Origin of the sequence: Tabrizicola flagellatus (assembly GCF_008271465.1) — a bacterium.
Taxonomy (GTDB): domain Bacteria; phylum Pseudomonadota; class Alphaproteobacteria; order Rhodobacterales; family Rhodobacteraceae; genus Tabrizicola; species Tabrizicola flagellata.
Genome location: NZ_VMDU01000004.1, coordinates 210837 through 229949 on the forward strand (window position 1 = coordinate 210837; position 19113 = coordinate 229949).

A 19113-nucleotide genomic window follows, 5' to 3' on the forward strand; every position below is an offset into this window, starting at 1 on the left:
CCCATGCCGCAGGACGAATACCGCTGGCCCTGCTCGCAGTGCGGCGCCCAGTTGCGCTATGCGCCGGGCCAGACGCATCTGGTCTGCGCCCACTGCGGCCATGAACAGGACATCCCGGCCGAGCCGCCCCGCAGTCGCGCGCGCGCGTTGCAGGAACTGGACCTCGCCCGGGGCCTGCGGGACGATCTGTCCAGCGCCGACATGGTCGAGGTGCGCACAACCTCCTGCCCCAGCTGCGGCGCCAAGGTCGAGGTCACGGGCGCGACCCACGCCACCTCCTGCCCGTTCTGCGACACGCCGGTCGTGCTGGATACCGGGACCGAACGCCACATCAAGCCGCAGGCGCTGGTGCCTTTCGTTCTCAGCGAATCCGAGGCGCGGCAACGGATGATCGCCTGGATGGGCAGCCTCTGGTTCGCGCCCGGCACGCTTCTGGAATATGCGCGCAAGGGCCGCGCGCTGACCGGGATCTATGTGCCCTTCTGGACCTTCGACGCTGCGACCGCCAGCCGCTACACCGGCGAACGCGGCGAATACTATTACGAGACGCGGACCGTGCAGGTGCGCGTCAACGGCCGGATGGAGACGCGGCAAGAACAGGTCCGCCGCACGCGCTGGTATCCCGCCTCGGGCCGCGTGGCGCGGGATTTCGACGACATGCTGGTCATGGCCTCGCGCAGCCTGCCGAAGAGGCTGGGCGACGAGCTGACCCCCTGGGACCTCGGCGCGCTGGTGCCCTATGCGCCGGACTATCTCGCGGGCTTCCAGGCCGAGGGCTACACCGTGCCCCTGGCCGAGGGCCACAGCGAGGCGCGCGGCAGGATGGAGAACGTGATCCGCAGCGACGTGCGCCGCGACATCGGCGGCGACGAACAGCGCATCCACCAGATCGAGACCCGCTGGTCGGACGAGACCTTCAAGCACATCCTCCTGCCGGTCTGGATGGCTGCCTACAAGTACAACGGGAAAAGCTACCGCTTCCTCGTCAACGGCCAGACCGGCGAGGTGCAGGGCGAACGCCCCTGGTCGGTCTGGAAGATCGCCTTCGCGGTGCTGCTGGTGGCAGTGCTGGCGCTGGGGGCGGTCTATCTGTCGGACCCGCAGGCCTTCGGGCTGCCGGAACCGGACTGGATGAACTGACCGTCACTCCTTGTCGCGCTGGAAGAACAGCATGTAGCCCGCATAGGCCCCGGCGGCCAGGAACATCACGCCCCAGAACGGCGCCTGCATCCAGACGAACTCGACCACGCCCCAGGCCAGCGGCAGGATCACCACCAGCCAGCGCACCCAGGCGTGGCGGAAGAACGGGTCGTTCGGATCAAGAAATTTCATGGCCCTTGGCCCCCCGTTCATGGCATCCTGAGTAGGTCAAGGGAGGACGACATGCCCCAGATTGTCAAGGATTTCCAAGGACAAACCGTCATCACCACCTTCGAGACCACCCCGGCCATGGCCTTCGACCTGGCCGAGGCGCTGGAAGCCGCCTACCGCGACTGCATCAGCCGCCAGCCCGGCTTCATCGCGGCAGGCCTGCACATGAACGACGCCCGGACGCGCATCTGCAACTATTCCCAGTGGCGCTCGCGCGAGGATTACCAGGCCATGCTGCGCACCCCCGAGATGCGCGAGAGGAACCGCCGGATCAACGAGCTCTGCCGCGGCTTCGAGCCGGTGATGTACGAGGTGACGGGCGTGTTCTGACGCCCCTACCGCCCCTTCCAGACCGGATCGCGCTTTTCGGCAAAGGCGCGGGCGCCCTCCAGCTGGTCCTCGCTGGAATACAGCCGGTCCACCGTGGCGAACTGGCGCTTGGTGATCCGGTTCAGCGCGTCCTGAAACCGCATGTCCTCGGCCTCGCGCACGATCTCCTTGATCGCCGCATAGACCAGCGGCGGGCCGGATTCCAGCAGGCGGGCAAGGTCCCAGGTTTTCGCCAGAAGATCCTCGGGCGCGCAGATTTCCTTGATGAGACCCCAGCGATGCGCCTCCTCGGCATCGAACCAGCGCCCCGTCAGCAGAAGGTCCATGGCGACGTGATAGGGGATGCGCTTCGGGAGCTTGATACTGGCCGCGTCCGCCACGGTGCCCGACCGGATTTCGGGAAGGGCGAAGGTGGCGGTCGTCGAACACAGGATCAGGTCGGCCGACAGCGCCAGTTCCAGCCCCCCGCCGCAGCAGATGCCCTGAACGGCCGCGATCACCGGTTTGTTCAGGTTCGGCAGTTCCTGCAGCCCGCCGAAGCCGCCGACGCCATAGTCGCCGTCCACGGCATCGCCATCGGCGGCGGCCTTGAGGTCCCAGCCGGGGCAGAAGAACTTCTCGCCCGCCGCGCGCAGGATGCAGACGCGCAAGCTGTCATCGTCGCGGAAGTCGCGGAACACCAGCCCCATGATCCGGCTGGTCTTGAGGTCGATCGCGTTGGCCTTGGGCCGGTCGAGCGTGACCTCCAGGATGGCGCCCTCGCGCCGGGTCAGGATCGGACCCTCGGTTCGCATCTGCATCTCGGCCATCACACCCTCCTGACCAAAGCGTCCACCGCCACGGCGCCCTGTTCGCGCACCATGACCGGATTGATCTCGATTTCCTCAAGGCTCTCGTCCGCCAGCATCAAGGCACCCAGCCGCACCGCCATTTCGGCAACCGCCGCCATGTCCGCCCTGGGCCTCCCGCGATAGCCGGCGAGCAGCGGCCAGAGCCGCAACCCCTTCGCCGCCTCCAGCACCTGCGCCTCGGTCACCGGCAGGACGAGGGTCACCTTATCCGCCAGGACCTCCGCCGTCACGCCGCCCATTCCAAGGGTCAGCGTCACGCCATAGACCGGATCGCGGCGCAGGCCGAGCAGGACTTCGGCCACCGCGCCGGTCACCATCTCCTCGACCAGATAGCCCGTCGCGCCCGGCATGGCGGCCTGCCCCGCGAGGCTGGACAGGCCCAGCCGCACCGCTCCGGCCTCGGTCTTGTGGGCGAAGCCCAGGCCCTTCAGCGCAAAGGGCGGGGTCAGCCCGGACAGGTCCAGCGCCTCCAGCCGCGCGGCCGTCGCCGACTTCGGCACCGCAACCCCTGCGGCGGCCAGAAGCGCCTTTCCCTCGGCCTCGCTCAGAAGCCGCGTCTCGCGCGGCGGCAGCGCGACCGCCGGCCGCCACCCCGCCAGGCCCGGCGGCGTCTGCGCCGCCCTGACCGCCGCCAGCGCCGTCTCCAGCCCGAGAAGCGCGCAGACGCCCTCCGCCATCATCGCCAGCACGCGCCCCTCGCCGAAGTTCTCGGCCATCGAGGCGACAGGGAAGGCAGGTTTGCCGGTGGCCTTCTGCGCCGCGATGATCGCCCGGAAGGCCGGATCATAGCCGGAAGGATCGCAGCGGTCGGCGCGCGGGCTGTCGATGATGTAGAGCCCCGCGTCATAGGCCTCGAGCATGGCGCTGAAGACCTCGGTCGTCTTCGGACCGTCTCCCCAGATGAAGGTGTGATAATCCAACGGGTTGCTGATCGTCGGGATCTCGCCCAGCACGGCGAACAGCCGGTCGTGCGTGGCCTGCGGCACAGGGGGAAAGTCGAGCCCGAACGGTGCCGCCAGGTCCGCCACCAGCCCCGCCTCGCCCCCCGAACAGGACAGCGAACAGATCCGCGTCCCGATCTGCGGCCCGTGGACGTGGAAGATCTTCAGCGTCTCGATCAGCTCGCTGGGCGTATTGACCTCCGCCACCCCGATCTGCCGCAGGAAGGCCGAGGACGCCGCCCCTCCGCCCGCAAGCGAAGCCGTATGCGAAGCCGCAGCCGTCCGCGACAATTCGGTCTTCCCCGACTTGATCGCCACCACACCCTTGCCCATCGCGCGGGCCTTCTCGGCCAGCGCGGCAAAGGCCGGGGCATCGTCGATCCCCTCGATATACAGCCCGACGGCGGTGACGCGCGGATCGTCCAGAAGCGCCCCGGTCAGCTCGGCCAGGCCCACCACGGCGGCATTGCCCAGACAGGCAACATAGGCCACCGGCAGCCCGCGCTGCTGCATGCCCATATTGATGACGATGTTCGACGACTGGCTGACCAGCGCCACGCCCTTGTCCACGCGGATGCCGCCGTGCTGGTCGGGCCAGAGAAGCGCGCCGTCCAGGTAGTTGATGACGCCATAACAGTTCGGGCCGAGGATCGGCATATCCCCCGCTGCGGCGACCAGCCGGTCCTGCAACCCGGGCTCGCCCGCCTCGGTCCAGCCCGAGGCGAAACAGATCGCGCCCCCCGCCCCCATCGCGGCAAGCTCTGCCACCACGTCGAGGGTGGCAAAGCGGTTGACGCCGATGAAGGTGGCATCGGGGGCCTCGGGCAGGTCGGCAAGGCTCGGATAAGCCTTGAGACCCCCGATTTCCGCCTTGGTCGGATGCACCGGCCAGACCGGCCCCCGGAACCCCATCTTGCGGCATTGTTCGATGACGTTCAGCGCCCAGCCGGCACCCAGGACGGCGATGTGTCGCGGGCGGAGCAGGCGGTCGAGGCGGCTCATGTCCGGCCTCGCCTTGCGGCATCAAGCGCCGGGGGCCAGCCCCCGGACCCCCGGGATATTTCTGGACAGATGAAATGGGAAGAGAGGCGCCCTGCCCCGGCATGCCGAGGCAGGGTTTCACCTGTCGCGGTCATCGGCGTCCCCGCCTGTACCGCCCGATCACTCTTGCAGGCCAAGGTTAAGAAACCCTTTCATCTGTCCACAAATATCCCACGGGGGTCCGGGGGTGTGAAACCCCCGGTCCGACGCATCAGCCCCCGACCGCCCGCAGCAATTCGCGGCTGATGATGTGCCGCTGGATCTCGGACGTACCTTCCCAGATCCGCTCCACGCGGCTGTCGCGCCAGATCCGTTCCAGCGGCAGCTCGTCCATCAGCCCCATGCCGCCGTGGATCTGGATGGCCTCGTCGGCGACATGGGCCAGGACCTCGGTCGCCTTCAGCTTGGCCATCGACATGTCCGCCTCGGTCACCGTGCCCTGGTCGTATTTCCAGGCCGCCTCGCGCGTGAGCAGTTCCGCCGCCTTCAGCTCCATCGCCATGTCCGCAAGCTTGAAGCTGATCCCCTGGAACTTGCCGATCTGCTGGCCGAACTGCTTCCGTTCCGCCGCATAGGAAATCGCATGGCCCAGCGCCCGTTCCGCCCGCCCCAGGCAGGTCGAGGCCACCTGCAGGCGCGTCGCGCCCAGCCAGGAGTTCGCGACCTCGAAGCCCTTGTGCACCTCGCCCAGCACGTTGGCCGCCGGCACCCGGCAATCGTCGAACTCCAGCACCGAATTGGTGTAGCCGCGATGGCTGACGTTGCGATACCCCTCGCGCACGGTGAAGCCGGGCGTGCCCTTGTCCACGAAGAAGGCGGTGATCAGCTTCTTCGGCCCGCGCGGGGTCTGTTCCTCCCCCGATGCCATGAACACGATGGCGAAACCGGCCAGATCGGCATGGCTGATGAAATGCTTCGTCCCGTTCAGCACCCAGTCGCCGCCCTCCTGCCGCGCCGAGGCCTTCATCCCCCGCAGGTCCGACCCCGCGCCGGGTTCGGTCATGGCGAGACAATCCCAGGTCTCGCCCCGGATGCAGGGCATCAGGTAGCGCTCGCGCTGGTCGGCATTGCCGGCAAGAAGGATGTTCGAGGGCCGCGCCACGCAGGTCCAGTGCAGCGCATAGTTCGCGCGGCCCAGCTCCTTTTCGTAGAGAAGCCAGGACAGCGTATCGAGCCCCGCCCCCCCGACCTCGACCGGCATGTTCGCCGCGTAAAGCCCCGCCGCCATGGCCTTCTGCTGGATCTCGCGGATCAGCTCCAGGGGCAGGTGGCCGGTGCGTTCGACCATCTGCTCGTGCGGGTAAAGCTCGGTCTCCACGAAGGCGCGCGTGGTGTCCACGATCATCCGCTGTTCTTCGGTCAGGCCGAAATCCATCGCGCTACTCCTTCTTCTGGCCCACGGCGCGGCCGGCGCCCTCGGGCAGTGGCAGGCCGGCATGGGCGTCGGCGATGGCCTTGAGGTTCCGCCAGACTTCGGGCGCCGCCGGCACGGTCTTGCCCGCCTTAATGTCGACGTGCAGGCACAGCTGTTCGACCGTCGCCACGCAGGTTTCACCGCGCTTGATCCAGACAAAGCTGCGGAACCGCTTTTCGTCGGCCGAAATGATCTGCAGCTCGCCGCGCAGCTGGTCGCCCAGCTTCGCTTCGCCCAGATGGCGGATATGGGTTTCGGCGGTATAGTAGCTGTGCCCTGCCGCCACGTAGTCCATCCCCGCGCCGATCATCCGCAGGAAGTTGTCGACCGTCTCGGAGCAGGCGAAGAGATAGCGGCTTTCGGTCATGTGGCCGTTGTAGTCGATCCAGCCGGGCAGCACCTGGCCATGCCACATGACCAGCGGCGCGGGTTTCGCGCCGGTGTCGAGGCCCTTCTGCATCTCGGCATGGAAGGCCGCCGCGCGGCGTTCGTCGTGCTCTTTCAGAACCTTGCCCGCGCCCCAGTTCCGCTCCTTGAGCGCGCGCAGGAAGCCCACCAGGTTCCGGTCGCGGATGCGTTCAAGCTCCCGGATGCCATACATGCCGGACTGCGCGTCGGACTGGCTGGCCACCAGGTCCACGAGTTCGTCGTTGAACTCGGGCACGTCCATGAGCTTCGTCCAGGGCCATTTCAGCGCCGGGCCGAACTGGGCCATGAAATGCCGCATCCCGGCCTCGCCCCCGGCGATGCGGTAGGTCTCGAAGAGGCCCATCTGCCCCCAGCGCAGGCCAAAGCCCATGCGGATCGCCTCGTCGATCTCCTCGGTCGTGGCGATGCCGTCCTTCAGCATCCACAAGGCCTCGCGCCAGACGGCCTCCAGAAAGCGGTTGCCGATGAAGGCGTCGATCTCGTGCCGGATCACCAGCGGGAACATCCCGATGTCCTTCATGATCTGCACCGTCTTCTCGACCACCTCGGGCGGGTTGGCAGCAGAGCCGGAGATTTCGGAAAGGGGAAGCAGATAGACCGGGTTGAACGGATGCGCGACGATGATGTTTTCCGGCGCAACGCTCGATTTCTGCAAGTCGCTGGCCTTGAATCCGCTCGTGGACGAGCCGATCAGCACGCCAGGGTTCGATTGTTGCAACTGGGCATAGACCTTGTGCTTCAGCTCGATCCGCTCGCTGACCGACTCCTGCACATATTCCGCGCCCTCGACCGCCTCGCCGATGGTGCCGTGGAAGGTGAGCTTGCCTTCGGGCGGCATGGGCACGTCCGACAGGGCCGGCAGCGCCGCCCGCGCGTTCGCCAGCACGGCGGCGATCTTGCGTTCCGCCTCGGGGTCGGGGTCGAAGACGCCCACGTCCCAGCCGTTCAACAGGAACCGCGCGGCCCAGCCGCCGCCGATGACCCCACCCCCGATGATTGCCGCCTTGCGCACCATGTCAGTCCTCTCCCGGCCCCCGCCTCGAGGGCTTCCCTTTCATACTGGCCCATTTATCCCCGCCCGAGGCACAGGTTCCCCCGGGCGCCGCCGGCCACCCTACTTCGCCACCGGCGCCCGCTTTTCCAGCTTGAGTTTCGCCCGCACCTCGGCCGGAGTGATGACCCGCGCGCCCATGTTCTCGATGATCGTCGCCGCGCGTTCGACCAGCTGGGCGTTGGTCGCCAGCACCCCCTTCTCCAGCCAGAGGTTGTCCTCCAGCCCCACCCGGACGTTCCCGCCCGCAAGGGTCGCGGCGGCGACATAGGCCATCTCGTTGCGGCCAAGGCCGAAGGCGCTGAAATGCCAGCCCTGGGGCACGTTGTTCACCATCGCCATGAAGGTGTTGAGGTCGTCCGGCGCCCCCCACGGCACTCCCATGCACAACTGCACCAGCACCGGCTCGGGGATCACGCCCTCCGACACCAGCTGCTTTGCCAGCCAGAGGTGACCCGTGTCGAAGGCCTCGATCTCGATGCGCGCGCCCGCCGCCGTCATCCGCCGGGCCATGTCGCGCAGCATGCCCGGCGTGTTGACCATCACATAGTCGGCCTCGGCAAAGTTCATCGTGCCGCAGTCGAGCGTGCAGATCTCGGGCCGACACTCGACGATATGCGCCACCCGCTCCTCGGCCCCGCACATGTCCGAGATGGCTGCCATCTCGGTCATCTTCTCGGTGCCGTCGAAATACATGTCGCCGCCCATGCCGGCGGTCAGGTTCAGCACCACGTCGGTTTCACTGTCGCGGATGCGGTCGGTCACCTCGCGGTAGTATTCCAGCTTGCGGGAGGGCTTGCCCGTCTCGGGGTCCCGCACATGGCAGTGCACCACCGCCGCACCGGCCTTCGCCGCAGCAATCGCGGCATCGGCGATCTGCCTGGGGCTGCGCGGCACATGCGGGCTGCGGTCCTGCGTCCCGCCCGCCCCCGTGACGGCACAGGTGATGAAGACTTCCTTGTTCATGTTCAACGGCATTGCGGACCTCCCCGGATGTGCGCCCCAGCATAGCCCGCTTGCCAGCGCACGCTTTGCATTCTACGAAATCCCGATGACGGAAAATGCGATCTTTCGGCCCACTCGCGCCCCCCTGACCATCGCGATCCTGGTCCTGCCGCAGGCCTCCATCCTCGAGGTGGCAAGCGCGCTGGACCCCCTGCGCAGCGCCAACCGCCACCTCGGTCACGAGGCCTACCGCTGGCGCGTCGTCTCGCCCGACGGAGCCCCTGTGCCCCTGACCTGCGGGATCGAACTGCCCTCATCCGGCCCGCTGGCGCATGCAGCAGAGGCCGAGGCGCTGATCGTCATCGCCGGGTATCGCCTCGCCGAAGTCGCGACAAGCCCGCTCATCCGCGATCTCCGCCGCATCGCCCCGCGCTTCCAGCTTGTGGGAGGCATCGACGCCGCCCCGTGGGTCCTCGCCCGCGCGGGTCTCCTCGACGGTTACCGCGCCACGGTCCACTGGGAGGACCTCGAGGATCTCGCCGCCGCCCATCCGCATGTGGACGTCGTGCCCGACCGCTTCGTGATCGATCGCAACCGCGTGACGATCAGCGGGGCCGCGCCCGCGCAGGATTTCATGCTGCACCTGATCCGCGCGCGGCACGGGGCGGCGCTGGCGCGTCAGGTCGCCGCCAGCTTCCTCGCCACCGTCCGCAGCGGCCACGAACCCCAGATCGCGCGCGGCCAGGACCCGAGCCTCGACCCGCGCGTCGCCGCCGCTCTCGCCCGGATGGAAGCGCGGATCGACGCCCCCGAACCGGCCGTGCAAACCGCCCGCGCCGTGGGCCTTTCGCCCCGCCGCCTCGAGACTCTGTTCCGCGCCGCCCTCGGCACCACCCCGGCCGCCCATGCGCTCGACCTGCGTCTCCAGACGGCGCGGCGGATGCTCACCGACACGCGCCATCCCGTCGCCGAGGTCGCGCTACGCACCGGCTTTTCCAGCCCCTCCACCCTGTCGCGCGCCTTCCGGGCCCGGTTCGGCCAGTCGCCGGGCAGCCTGCGCCGCTGACCCCGGTCCTTCATCTGTCCACAAATATCCCCGGGGGGGGTGATGAGCGATCAGAAACCCTCCAGCAGAGGGTTTCCGCGAAGAACGCCCGGCCCGTGGCCGGGCCGGACCGGGGGGGGGCTGCCCCCCCGACTCAGGCCGCGTCCAGAAGCCCCCGGCCCTTCAACAGCGCCTCGACCCCGGGCATCTTGCCGCGGAACTTCAGATACAGCGCCTCGGCCTCCTCCGACCCGCCGGCCGAGAGGATAAAGCGCTCCAGCCGGGCCGCGGTGGCCGGATCGAAGGGATCGCCCGCCTCCTCGAAGGCGGCGAAGGCGTCGGCATCCATCACCTCGGACCACATGTAGCTGTAGTAACCCGCCGAATAGCCATCGCCGCTGAACACATGCGCGAAATGCGGCGTTGCATGCCGCATGCGGATCGCGCGCGGCATGCCCAGCGCCTCCAGCACCTCGGCCTGGCGCTGCATCGGGTCGGCAGGCGGCTGGCCGGTGTGGAACTCCAGGTCCACCATGGCAGACGCCACGAATTCCACCGTGGCAAAGCCCTGGTCATAGGTGCCCGCGTCCAGCAGCCGCTTCAACATGTCGGCTGGCATCGGCTCCCCGGTCTCATGGTGCCGCGCATGGGCTGCCAGCACCTGCGGCACCTCCAGCCAGTGTTCGTAAAGCTGGCTCGGCAGTTCCACGAAGTCGCGCGCCACGGATGTCCCGCTGATGAAGCCGTAGGTCACGTCCGACAGCATCTGGTGCAGCGCATGGCCGAATTCGTGGAACAGGGTCCGCGCATCGTCATAGGACAGAAGCGCCGGGTCGCCCTTGGCGAAGTTGCAGACGTTCACGACGATCGGCCGCTGGTCCCCCCCGAGCTTGCGCTGCGACCGCATCGCCGAACACCAGGCGCCCGAGCGTTTCGACCCCCGCGCGAAGTAATCGCCCAGGAAGACCGCGACATGCGCGCCGTTCCGGGTGACTTCCCAGCCCCGCACGTCCGGGTGATAGAAGGGCCCGTCGATCTCGCGGAACTCCAGTCCGAAAAGCCGCGTCGCGCAGTCGAACATCGCCCCCAGCATCGCCTCCAGCGACAGGTAAGGCTTGAGCGCCGCCTCATCCAGGTCATGCTCGGCCTTGCGCCGCTTCTCGCTGTAGTAACGCCAGTCCCAGGGTTCCAGCGGCCCCGCGAATCCGTCCGCCCGCAGCATCGCCTCCAGCACCGCGGCATCCGCAAGCGCCTTGGCCCGGGCCGGCGCCCAGACCCGCAGCAACAGGTCGCGCACCGCGTCGGGCGTCTTGGCCATCTCGGGCTCCAGCTTGTAGGCCGCGAAATCCGTGTACCCCAACAACTGCGCCCGTTCATGGCGCAGCGCGAGGATTTCGGCCGCGATCCCCCGGTTGTCCGTCGCCCCCCCGTTGGCCCCCCGCGCCACCCAGGCCTCATAGGCCTGCTGCCGCAAGGCGCGGTTGGGCGAGAACTGCAGGACCGGCACGATGAGGGAGCGGTTCAGCGTCACCACCGGCCCCAGCCCCTTTTCCGCCCCCGCCGCGCGGGCCGCGTCCTGCACGAAGCCCGGCAACGCGGCCAGATCGTCCGGCGCAAGTTCCATGTGCCAGGACCGCTCGTCCGCCAGAAGGTTCTGGCCAAACTGAGTGCCCAGCACCGCCAGCCGCGCCTTCACTTCCGTCAGCCGCTCCGCTGCGGCACCCTCCAGCGCCGCACCAGAGCGGACGAACATCTGCCGGTACAGATCCAGCACGCGCCGCTGTTCCGCCGTCAGCCCCAGCCCCTCGCGGCCCTGCCACAAGGCCTCGATCTTGGCCCAGAGCCGCTTGTTGTTAGTGATTTCGGACGAGAACTGGGACATCTTCGGCGCCAGATCCCGCATCAGCGCCTCGCGCGCGTCGTTACTGTCCGCGCCCGCGAGGTTGTAGAACACCCCCGCCACCCGGTCGAGATCGCCCTCCGCCAGTTCCAGCGCCTCGATAACCTCGGCAAAGGAGGCGCCCGGCCCTTCCGCAATCGCGGATATGGCCGCCCGCGCCCGCGCCAGCGCCTCATCGAAGGCCGGCCCGAAATCCTCGTCCCGGATCGCGGCAAAGGGCGGCAGGCCGAAAAGCGTATTCCATGGTTCCAGAAGCGCGTTCATCCCGGTTCTCCTTTGCCCGGCAGGCTAGGCCCGGACCAGGCCAAGGTCCAGCCTTGCCCTTTGCCGAAATACTCCCGCCGGAGGCCGACCGAGCCGGTTGTGCCGCAGGCACAGAGGCGAGAGAAAAGTCTTGCGCCCGCAAGGGCGCGCAATTCGTCAGCCGTCCCGCCCGCGCATTCGCATCCTCGCCTCGAACCTGCGCAACAGAAGCGACAGGCCGATGGTCATGACCAGGTAGAGGAAGGCCGCGACATTGTAGGTCTCGAAATAGCGGAAGTTGCCGGCTGCCGTGACCTTGGCCAGCTGCGCCACATCCGACACACCCAGCACGGCGACCAACGAACTGTCTTTCACCATTGCAACAAAATCATTGCCCAATGGCGGCAGGATCAGCCGTATCGCTTGCGGAAATCGAACATGGCGAAACCTCTGCCACCCGTTCAGCCCCAGCGCCTGCGCGGCCTCGATCTGGCCCTTGTCCACCGCCTGAAGCCCGGCGCGGAAGATCTCGGCGAGAAAGGCCGAATAGGCCAGCATCAAGGCCAGCACCGCCCGCCACAACAGCGGCACATCGCGGGTGCGCACCAGTTCCTCTCCCGCCAGCGCGTTCACCCCGGCCACCACCCCCGGCACCAGCACGAAGGCGACGTAAAGCAGCAGCACCACGATCGGCACGCCTCGCATCACCTCGATGTAGAGCCGCGCGATCTGCCGCACGACCACGAACCGCGACATCCCCATGACCGCGAGCCCCAGGCCCATCGCGCAGGCCCCCAGATAGGCCACGACCGCCACCGTCAACGTGACCGCCAGGCCCTTCGACAGCACCCGCAGCGCCGAGGCATAGACCTCGTCGGCCAGCATCTCGTACAAAAGCCAAAGGCCGGTGACGCACAGGATCACCAGCCACCAGGGAAAGTCCTTGTCGGGATCGGCGTTCGGGGCCATCGGATCGCCCCCGGCCCGCGCCGGGGGCTGTCCTTCACTCGCCCATCTTGTACTCGACGAACCACTTCTGGTTCAGCGCATCCAGCGTGCCGTCCGCCTTCATGCTCGCGATCGCCGCGTTGATCGGCGCGACCAGTTCCGAACCCTTCGGGAAGATGAAGCCGAAATCCTCCGAGGCCAGCGGTTCGCCGATGATCTTCAACCCGCCGTTCGAGGCCTGCACATAGCCGTTCGCCGCCGTCGAATCCGACAGGGTCAGGTCCACGTCGCCGGCCTTCAGCGCCTCGAGCCCCGCCCCAAAGGTTTCGAACTTGATGATCCGCGGGTTCTCCTCGTTGCCGTCCAGGATGTTGTAGACCGCCGCATAGAAGGGCGACGTCCCCGGCTGGGCCGAGATCAGAAGGTCCGGGTTCGCCGCAAAGCTTGCCGCATCGGTGAACCGCGCCTCATCCCCCCGCACGATCATCAGCATCTCCGACCGCATGTAGGGGTCGCTGAAATCGACCTTCTCCTTGCGCTCGTCCTTGATGGTGATCCCTGTCATGCCGATGTCGTACTGCCCTTCGCTGACCGCCGGGATCATCGCGTCCCAGCTGGTGTTCTCATACTTGACCGTGATGTTCAGCCGCTTGGCGATCTCGGCCATGGCGTCGTATTCCCAGCCGATCGCCTTGCCCTCCTTGTCCAGGAACTGCAGCGGCGGGTAGGCGTTCTCGGTCACCACGACCACCTCCTTCCCGCCAAGGTCCGGCAGGTCCTGCGCCAGCGCGGGCGCAGTCAGGGCGGCAAGTCCAAGCAAGGCAGCAGCAGTCAGTTTCATCGGTCCGTCTCCGGGGCTGATTGATCAAATCCCGACTATGCCATGCCCATGCGCCGATGCAAGGCGGGCCTTTGTCCGGCCGGTTCCCCCTTTTCAACCCGGCCGAACCGGTCCACCCTGCCCGCAGAATGGAGCCGCCCATGGACCCCGCCACGCTCACTGCCACCGCTCTGACCGACCTCATCCGCGCAAGGCAGCTGTCCGCGGTCGAGGCGGTGCAGGCGACGCTCGCGCGGATCGACCGGCTGAACCCCGCGCTCAACGCCATCGTCCAGCGGATGGATGACCAGGCCCTTGCCGCCGCCCGCGCCATCGACGCGCAGATCGCAAAGGGAGAGGATCCCGGCCCCCTCGCCGGCGTCCCCGTCACCGTCAAGGTGAACATCGACCAGGCCGGCTTCGCCACGACGAACGGCCTGAAGATCCAGTCCGACCTGATTGCGACCGAGGACAGCCCGCCGGTCGCGAACCTCCGCCGCGCCGGGGCCGTCATCGTCGGACGCACCAACACGCCCGCCTTCAGCTTGCGCTGGTTCACCCGCAACAGCCTGCACGGCGCGACGCGAAACCCCGCCTTCCCCGGCCTCACCCCCGGCGGATCATCCGGGGGCGCCGCGGCCGCAGCTGCCGCCGGCCTCGGCCCCATCGCCCATGGCACCGACATCGCGGGCTCCATCCGCTACCCCGCCCATGCCTGCGGCATCCATGGTCTCCGCCCCGGCCTCGGCCGTGTCCCCGCCTTCAACGCCACCGCGGGCGACCGGCTGATCGGCGGGCAGCTGATGGCCGTCTCCGGCCCCCTCGCTCGGTCGGCGGCCGACCTCCGCCTCGGCCACGCCGCGCTCTCGCAGCCAGACCCGCGCGATCCGTGGTGGACCCCCGCCACCTTCGCCCCCTACCGCAAACGCGCCGCCCTCGCCCTCGCACCGGACGGGTTGCAAACCGACCCCGCGATCCGGCAGACCCTGACCGCCGCCGCCCGAACTCTGGAAGCGAACGGATGGGAGATCGGCACCCCGCCCCTCCCTCCCTTCCGCGAGGCGATGGAGCTGCAACTCACCCTCTGGCTCTCCGAATTCGGCCTCGGCGGCGCCGATGCCGTGGCCCGGGAAGGCGACCCCGACGCCAGCTTCGTCCACCGCGAACTCACGAAACTCGCCCCGCCGCCCACGCTCGAAAGCTTCATGCGCGCGCTTCAGTCCCGCGCCCGCCTCGCCCGCCTCTGGCGCGGCTTCTTCGCCGACTGGCCGGTCCTCCTGACCCCGGTCTCAGGGCAACTCCCCTTCCCCGACCACTACGACACCTCCAGCCCCGAGGCCTTCGCCGCCGTCATCGAAGCGCAAATGCCCCAGATCGCGCCCCCCTTCATGGGCTTTCCCGGCCTGACCGTCACCACGGGCCACACTCCAACCCACCCCCTCGGCATCCAGGCCCTCGCCGACCGGGGGAACGAGCATATCCTCCTCGACCTCGCCGACCTCCTCGCCCCCGAAATCCCCGCCGTGACCCCGTAGGCCGGGCATCAGCCCGACTCTCCCCAAGCAAAAGACCACGTTCCCCGACGCAAGGCGTCCGATCCTCCCAGCTTCATCTGTCCAGAAATATCCCCGCCGGAGGCACGCCCGAGCCGGTTGGCGCGCAGCGCCAGAGGCGAGACAACAGGCTCGCGCGCAGCGCGCGATTCTGCAGCCGTTCCAACCCGCAAGACGCCCCTGCCCAAGGCGCCTCCCCTCCCCCTCCGTGGCGGTCGGGGCACTGCCACGACGATGGGGGTGAGGGGCCAGCGCGACTATCCTTAAGACCAGGTAAACGAAAAATGCCAAGCCTTTGATTTCAAAATGACTCCGGCGATTGTCCACCGTGGACAGATTCAGTGCCGCCCCCCGCAGACCTCGCAATCGGCCCGCTTCTTCACCCCGATCACCCGGGTCTCCATGTAGAGGGCATCGTGGATCATCAGCCGCCCCGCCAGCGTCTCCCCGGCCCCGGTGACCCACTTGACCGCCTCCATCGCCATCATCGACCCGATCACGCCGGGAAGCGGGGCCGCAACGCCCGCCTCGGCGCAGGTCGGCACCAGACCGGGGGCGGGCCTCACCGGGAAGACGCAGGCATAGCACGGCCCCCCCTTCGCCGGATCGAACAGGCTGATCTGCCCCTCCCACTGGGTGATCGCCCCGGAAATCAGCGGCACCCCCGCCGCCACACAGGCCCGGTTGACCAGATAGCGGGTGTCGAAATCATCGGTCCCGTCCAGCACCAGATCGTAGTCCCGGACCAGGTCCACCGCGATCTCCTCGGTCAGCTTCCGATGATAGGGCCGCACCTCGATGAACGGGTTCAAGGCCCGCATCGCGACCTCGGCCGAGAAGACCTTCGGCATCCCGATCCGCCCGTCGGTATGGATCACCTGCCGCTGCAGGTTCGACCCCTCGACCACGTCATGATCGATCACCCCGATCGTCCCCACCCCCGCCGCCGCCAGGTAAAGCAGGACCGGAGAGCCCAGTCCCCCCGCCCCCACGACCAGAACCTTCGCCCCCTTCAGCCGCTTCTGCCCCGGGCCGCCGATCTCGCGCAGGATGATGTGGCGGGCATAGCGGTCCAGCTCCGCCTCGCGGAAGGTCCCCGAGGGCGCCAGCGGTGCGGCAGGTTCCGGGGCCTTGCGCCGCCGCAGCGCCCGCAGCAGTTCGCGATAGCCAAGGACGACAGCCGCAAGCAGCCCGAACACCGTCCAGCCCGGCAAGTCTCCCCCGACGACCCTCGCCATCGGGTTTTCCACCTGAGACGGCAGATGCACGACCATCAGGATCGCCCACCAGCCTGCCGCCAGCAGCAGCAGCCATCGCTCGCCCCACCCGCGCCACCGGGCCAAAGCCCAAAGCCCGATGAACCCCAGAAGTCCGATCACGACCGCATCCCGGTCGAGCCGAACCCGCCCGTCCCCCGCGCCGTCTCGTCCAGCAACTCGACCACCGCAAAGCCCACCTGCACTACCGGCGCCACCACGACCTGCGCCACCCGGTCGCCATGCCGCACCGTGTAGGCTTCCGTCCCGAGGTTGACCAGCGACACCCCCAGCGGCCCCCGGTAATCGCTGTCGATCGTGCCGGGAGTGTTCGGCAGGGTGATCCCGTGCTTCGACGCCAGACCCGAGCGCGGCCGCACCTGCATCTCATACCCTTCGGGCACCGCCACCCGGATCCCCGTCGGACAGATCGCCCGCTGCATCGGCGCCAGCGTCAAGCCGGCCGCGCGCGCCTCGACGGGGAAGTTCGCGCACAGATCCGCCCCCGCCGCCCCTGCAGTCTGATAGGCGGGCAAGGGCAGGCTACGGTCGGCCCAGTCTTCCCACACCACCTGAACAACCGGCCCCATCGCCCCACCTTTCATCTGTCCGCAAATATCCCCGCCGGAGGCTCCCGCAGCCGCAATCAGCGCAAGGCCTCGGCGATCCGCGCCGCCAGCTTCCGCGCGACCTCGTCCTTGCCCATCCGGGGCCAAGCCTCGGCGCCCACCTCCGAGATCAGCACCACCGCATTCTCGGCCCCGCCCATGATCCCGGTCCCGGGCGAGACGTCATTCGCCACGATCCAGTCGCAACCCTTGCGCGCCCGCTTGGCCGTGGCATGGGCCACGATATCCGTAGTCTCAGCCGCGAAGCCCACCACCAGCCGGGGCCGCCTCGCCCCCTTCGAGACCGTGGCCAGAATGTCCGGGTTCTCGGCGAACTCCAGCGCCGGGGCCTTGCCCGACCCGTCCTTCTTCAGCTTCTGCCCGCTCGCATTGGCCACCCGCCAGTCCGCCACCGCCGCTGCCATCACCGCCGCGTCGGCCGGCAGCGCCGCCTCGACCGCCGCCGCCATTTCCTGCGCCGTCTCCACTCGCACGACCTCCACTCCGCCGGGCGGAGGCACGGTCGCGGGCCCCGTCACGAACGTCACGCGGGCGCCAAGATCGCGCAGCGCGGCGGCCAGCGCCGTCCCCTGCGCACCCGAAGACCGGTTGGCGATGTAGCGCACCGGATCGATCGGCTCATGCGTCGGACCCGAGGTCACGACCACATGCTTCCCCGCCAAGGGCCCACCCCCAAGCGCCGCGCCGATGGCCTGAACGATCGCCGCCGGCTCCGCCATCCGCCCCGGCCCGTATTCGCCGCAGGCCATCTCGCCCTCGTCCGGGCCGACGAACAGCACCCCGTCGCCCCGCAGCACCGCAAGGTTCCGTTGCGTCGCTGGATGCTGCCACATTCGCACGTTCATCGCCGGCGCCACCAGCACCCGCTTGTCCGTCGCCAGAAGCAGCGTCGAGGCCAGATCGTCGGCCCTCCCCCCCGCCATCTTCGCCAGCAGATCCGCCGTCGCCGGGGCCACGACCAGCAGGTCCGCCGCACGCGACAGCTCGATATGCCCCATCTCGGCCTCGGAGGTCAGGTCGAACAGCGCCTCGTGCACCTTCGACTTCGCCAGCGCCCCCACCGACAGGGGCGTCACGAATTCCGCCCCCGCACGGGTCAGGACCGGAACCACCGTCCCGCCCGCCTTCTGGATCAGCCGGATCAGCTCCAGCATCTTGTAAGCCGCGATCCCGCCCCCGATCACCAGAAGTATGCGCTTGCCAGACAACATCGGCAGGTCTCCCATGGCCTGCCATCAGGTGTAGGGGGCACGGGGGCCAACATCAACACCCTGCCCGCCCCGCACGAGACGCCGAGCCACCTGCGCGTCCTTCACGCGCAGGCTGCAAGACACAGGCTTGCACCGCAAGGTGCTCGATTCGGCAGGCGTCCGGGAGTGAACAGCGTCAGGGCCGGAGCGGTCAGGCCAGGAAATGCCGCACCTCGCGCGACTGCATCTCCAGCGACCGGCGCATCTTGGCGAAGGCCGCGGCCTCAAGCTGGCGAACGCGTTCCTTGGACAGTCCCAGTTCCTCGCCGAGCGATTCCAGCGTCCGGCCTTCATCCTTCAGCTTGCGTTCGGAAACGATGTAGCGCTCGCGCGCGTTCAGGCCCTGCATCGCCTTGACCAGCCAGCCCCGCAACCGTGCACCGTCATGCGCATCCTCGACCGCTTCGGCGGCCTGTTGGCCCTCATCCTCCAGCGCGTCGATCCATTCGCGCCCGTCCTCGTCGGACGATTGCGTCGCGTTCAACGAAAAATCCGTGCCTGAAAGCCGACCTTCCATCATTTCCACATCGGCCACCGGCACACCAATGTCGGCTGCCACCATCTGCCGCAGCTGGTGCTGGTCCAGCACCTCGCCGCGCTGCGAGGCCTCGCGTTCCAGCTTGGCCTGGACCCGCCGCAGGTTGAAGAACAGCGCCTTCTGGCTGGATGTGGACCCGGTCCGCACCATCGACCAGTTGCGCATCACATAGTCCTGGATCGAGGCCTTGATCCACCAGACGGCATAGGTGGAAAAGCGCACGCCGCGTTCGGGGTCGAACTTGTCGGCGGCCTTCATCAGGCCAAGGCTCGCCTCCTGGATCAGGTCGTTCATCGGTGCGCCGTAGCGGCGGAACTTCGCGGCCATGCTGATCGCCAGGCGCATGTAAGCGGTGATCAGCCGGTGCAAGGCGCGTTCGTCTCGCCGGTCCCGCCAGGCGCGGGCCAGTTGCAGCTCGGTCTCGGCATCGAGAAGCTCGGCCTTCATCGCTTGGCGCGACACGTTCAGATCGGTATATCCGTCAAGAGCCATGACCACCTCCAGATCATCCTGCCGCGGCGGTTCCGCCTGTTCTTGTCCGTCTTACGAGGCCAAACC

At 68.2% G+C, this 19113-nt stretch carries 17 protein-coding genes; 4 read left to right on the plus strand and 13 right to left on the minus strand.

Annotated elements, in window-relative coordinates; translation table 11 throughout:
* Positions 1 to 3: 3 nt before the first annotated feature.
* Entirely contained in the window at positions 4 to 1140 is a 1137-nt protein-coding gene (locus FL625_RS08710; protein ID WP_149588266.1) for a TFIIB-type zinc ribbon-containing protein, read from the plus strand.
* 3 nt (positions 1141 to 1143) lie between these two features.
* Here FL625_RS08710 and FL625_RS08715 read toward each other — a convergent pair whose 3' ends face one another.
* Complete coding sequence (locus tag FL625_RS08715) at positions 1144 to 1332, minus strand: hypothetical protein (RefSeq protein ID WP_149588267.1); 189 nt, start codon at positions 1330 to 1332, stop codon at positions 1144 to 1146.
* Between the two features lie 51 nt (positions 1333 to 1383).
* Between FL625_RS08715 and FL625_RS08720 the strand changes: the two genes are divergently transcribed.
* Positions 1384 to 1701 carry an antibiotic biosynthesis monooxygenase family protein gene (locus tag FL625_RS08720; RefSeq protein WP_149588268.1) on the plus strand — a complete coding sequence of 106 codons (318 nt, stop codon included), beginning with the start codon at positions 1384 to 1386 and terminating at the stop codon, positions 1699 to 1701.
* A 5-nt stretch (positions 1702 to 1706) separates the two neighbouring features.
* Here FL625_RS08720 and FL625_RS08725 read toward each other — a convergent pair whose 3' ends face one another.
* The 5 genes from FL625_RS08725 to bcoG form a co-directional block, all read right to left on the minus strand.
* Positions 1707 to 2510, minus strand: coding sequence for a carnitinyl-CoA dehydratase (locus FL625_RS08725; RefSeq protein ID WP_235019363.1), 804 nt, complete (start codon positions 2508 to 2510; stop codon positions 1707 to 1709).
* Entirely contained in the window at positions 2510 to 4495 is a 1986-nt protein-coding gene (locus FL625_RS08730; protein ID WP_149588269.1) for an acetate--CoA ligase family protein, read from the minus strand. Before FL625_RS08730 ends, FL625_RS08725 begins: the two co-directional genes overlap by 1 nt.
* 250 nt (positions 4496 to 4745) lie before the next feature.
* Positions 4746 to 5909: an acyl-CoA dehydrogenase family protein gene (locus FL625_RS08735; protein ID WP_149588270.1), complete on the minus strand. Its 1164-nt coding sequence runs from the start codon at positions 5907 to 5909 to the stop codon at positions 4746 to 4748.
* 4 nt (positions 5910 to 5913) lie between these two features.
* A complete protein-coding gene (locus FL625_RS08740) occupies positions 5914 to 7392 on the minus strand; it encodes a carnitine 3-dehydrogenase (protein ID WP_149588271.1) in 1479 nt (492 codons plus the stop codon).
* A gap of 99 nt (positions 7393 to 7491) precedes the next feature.
* The gene (gene bcoG, locus FL625_RS08745; RefSeq protein WP_149588272.1) at positions 7492 to 8406 is read right to left on the minus strand and encodes a 3-dehydrocarnitine:acetyl-CoA trimethylamine transferase BcoG; all 915 of its coding nucleotides are present in this window, start codon (positions 8404 to 8406) and stop codon (positions 7492 to 7494) included.
* Between the two features lie 73 nt (positions 8407 to 8479).
* On the opposite strand from bcoG, the gene FL625_RS08750 reads away from it, so the two are divergent.
* A complete protein-coding gene (locus FL625_RS08750; RefSeq protein ID WP_149588273.1) occupies positions 8480 to 9439 on the plus strand; it encodes a GlxA family transcriptional regulator in 960 nt (319 codons plus the stop codon).
* A gap of 133 nt (positions 9440 to 9572) precedes the next feature.
* Here the strand turns inward: FL625_RS08750 and FL625_RS08755 are convergent, their stop codons facing one another.
* The 3 genes from FL625_RS08755 to FL625_RS08765 all read right to left on the minus strand — a co-directional run bounded on the left by FL625_RS08755 (position 9573) and on the right by FL625_RS08765 (position 13350).
* On the minus strand, positions 9573 to 11582 hold the full coding sequence (locus FL625_RS08755) for a M3 family metallopeptidase (RefSeq protein ID WP_149588274.1): 2010 nt from the start codon (positions 11580 to 11582) through the stop codon (positions 9573 to 9575).
* Between the two features lie 156 nt (positions 11583 to 11738).
* On the minus strand, positions 11739 to 12530 hold the full coding sequence (locus FL625_RS08760; protein ID WP_149588275.1) for an amino acid ABC transporter permease: 792 nt from the start codon (positions 12528 to 12530) through the stop codon (positions 11739 to 11741).
* A gap of 34 nt (positions 12531 to 12564) precedes the next feature.
* A complete protein-coding gene (locus tag FL625_RS08765) occupies positions 12565 to 13350 on the minus strand; it encodes a transporter substrate-binding domain-containing protein (protein ID WP_149588276.1) in 786 nt (261 codons plus the stop codon).
* Between the two features lie 140 nt (positions 13351 to 13490).
* Between FL625_RS08765 and FL625_RS08770 the strand changes: the two genes are divergently transcribed.
* A complete protein-coding gene (locus FL625_RS08770) occupies positions 13491 to 14864 on the plus strand; it encodes an amidase (protein WP_149588277.1) in 1374 nt (457 codons plus the stop codon).
* Between the two features lie 356 nt (positions 14865 to 15220).
* Here the strand turns inward: FL625_RS08770 and FL625_RS08775 are convergent, their stop codons facing one another.
* The 4 genes from FL625_RS08775 to FL625_RS08790 form a co-directional block, all read right to left on the minus strand.
* Positions 15221 to 16261, minus strand: a complete 1041-nt coding sequence (locus tag FL625_RS08775) for a HesA/MoeB/ThiF family protein (protein WP_149588278.1) — start codon at positions 16259 to 16261, stop codon at positions 15221 to 15223.
* Complete coding sequence (gene dut, locus FL625_RS08780) at positions 16258 to 16728, minus strand: dUTP diphosphatase (RefSeq protein ID WP_149588279.1); 471 nt, start codon at positions 16726 to 16728, stop codon at positions 16258 to 16260. Before dut ends, FL625_RS08775 begins: the two co-directional genes overlap by 4 nt.
* Before the next feature lie 56 nt (positions 16729 to 16784).
* Positions 16785 to 17978, minus strand: a complete 1194-nt coding sequence (gene coaBC / locus FL625_RS08785; protein WP_149588280.1) for a bifunctional phosphopantothenoylcysteine decarboxylase/phosphopantothenate--cysteine ligase CoaBC — start codon at positions 17976 to 17978, stop codon at positions 16785 to 16787.
* Between the two features lie 190 nt (positions 17979 to 18168).
* Positions 18169 to 19047 carry an RNA polymerase factor sigma-32 gene (locus FL625_RS08790; protein WP_149588281.1) on the minus strand — a complete coding sequence of 293 codons (879 nt, stop codon included), beginning with the start codon at positions 19045 to 19047 and terminating at the stop codon, positions 18169 to 18171.
* Positions 19048 to 19113 lie beyond the last annotated feature (66 nt).

What these genes read in the sequence shown, in the direction of transcription:
- FL625_RS08740 (WP_149588271.1), bottom strand. Translation starts at nt 7,392, where the DNA reads ATGGTGCGCAAGGCGGCAATCATCGGGGGTGGGGTCATCGGCGGCGGC.
- FL625_RS08790 (WP_149588281.1), bottom strand. Translation starts at nt 19,047, where the DNA reads ATGGCTCTTGACGGATATACCGATCTGAACGTGTCGCGCCAAGCGATG.
- FL625_RS08750 (WP_149588273.1), top strand. Translation starts at nt 8,480, where the DNA reads ATGACGGAAAATGCGATCTTTCGGCCCACTCGCGCCCCCCTGACCATC.
- FL625_RS08770 (WP_149588277.1), top strand. Translation starts at nt 13,491, where the DNA reads ATGGACCCCGCCACGCTCACTGCCACCGCTCTGACCGACCTCATCCGC.
- FL625_RS08720 (WP_149588268.1), top strand. Translation starts at nt 1,384, where the DNA reads ATGCCCCAGATTGTCAAGGATTTCCAAGGACAAACCGTCATCACCACC.
- FL625_RS08730 (WP_149588269.1), bottom strand. Translation starts at nt 4,495, where the DNA reads ATGAGCCGCCTCGACCGCCTGCTCCGCCCGCGACACATCGCCGTCCTG.
- FL625_RS08735 (WP_149588270.1), bottom strand. Translation starts at nt 5,909, where the DNA reads ATGGATTTCGGCCTGACCGAAGAACAGCGGATGATCGTGGACACCACG.
- FL625_RS08760 (WP_149588275.1), bottom strand. Translation starts at nt 12,530, where the DNA reads ATGGCCCCGAACGCCGATCCCGACAAGGACTTTCCCTGGTGGCTGGTG.
- FL625_RS08755 (WP_149588274.1), bottom strand. Translation starts at nt 11,582, where the DNA reads ATGAACGCGCTTCTGGAACCATGGAATACGCTTTTCGGCCTGCCGCCC.
- FL625_RS08725 (WP_235019363.1), bottom strand. Translation starts at nt 2,510, where the DNA reads ATGGCCGAGATGCAGATGCGAACCGAGGGTCCGATCCTGACCCGGCGC.
- coaBC (WP_149588280.1), bottom strand. Translation starts at nt 17,978, where the DNA reads ATGTTGTCTGGCAAGCGCATACTTCTGGTGATCGGGGGCGGGATCGCG.
- dut (WP_149588279.1), bottom strand. Translation starts at nt 16,728, where the DNA reads ATGGGGCCGGTTGTTCAGGTGGTGTGGGAAGACTGGGCCGACCGTAGC.
- FL625_RS08715 (WP_149588267.1), bottom strand. Translation starts at nt 1,332, where the DNA reads ATGAAATTTCTTGATCCGAACGACCCGTTCTTCCGCCACGCCTGGGTG.
- FL625_RS08710 (WP_149588266.1), top strand. Translation starts at nt 4, where the DNA reads ATGCCGCAGGACGAATACCGCTGGCCCTGCTCGCAGTGCGGCGCCCAG.
- FL625_RS08765 (WP_149588276.1), bottom strand. Translation starts at nt 13,350, where the DNA reads ATGAAACTGACTGCTGCTGCCTTGCTTGGACTTGCCGCCCTGACTGCG.
- bcoG (WP_149588272.1), bottom strand. Translation starts at nt 8,406, where the DNA reads ATGCCGTTGAACATGAACAAGGAAGTCTTCATCACCTGTGCCGTCACG.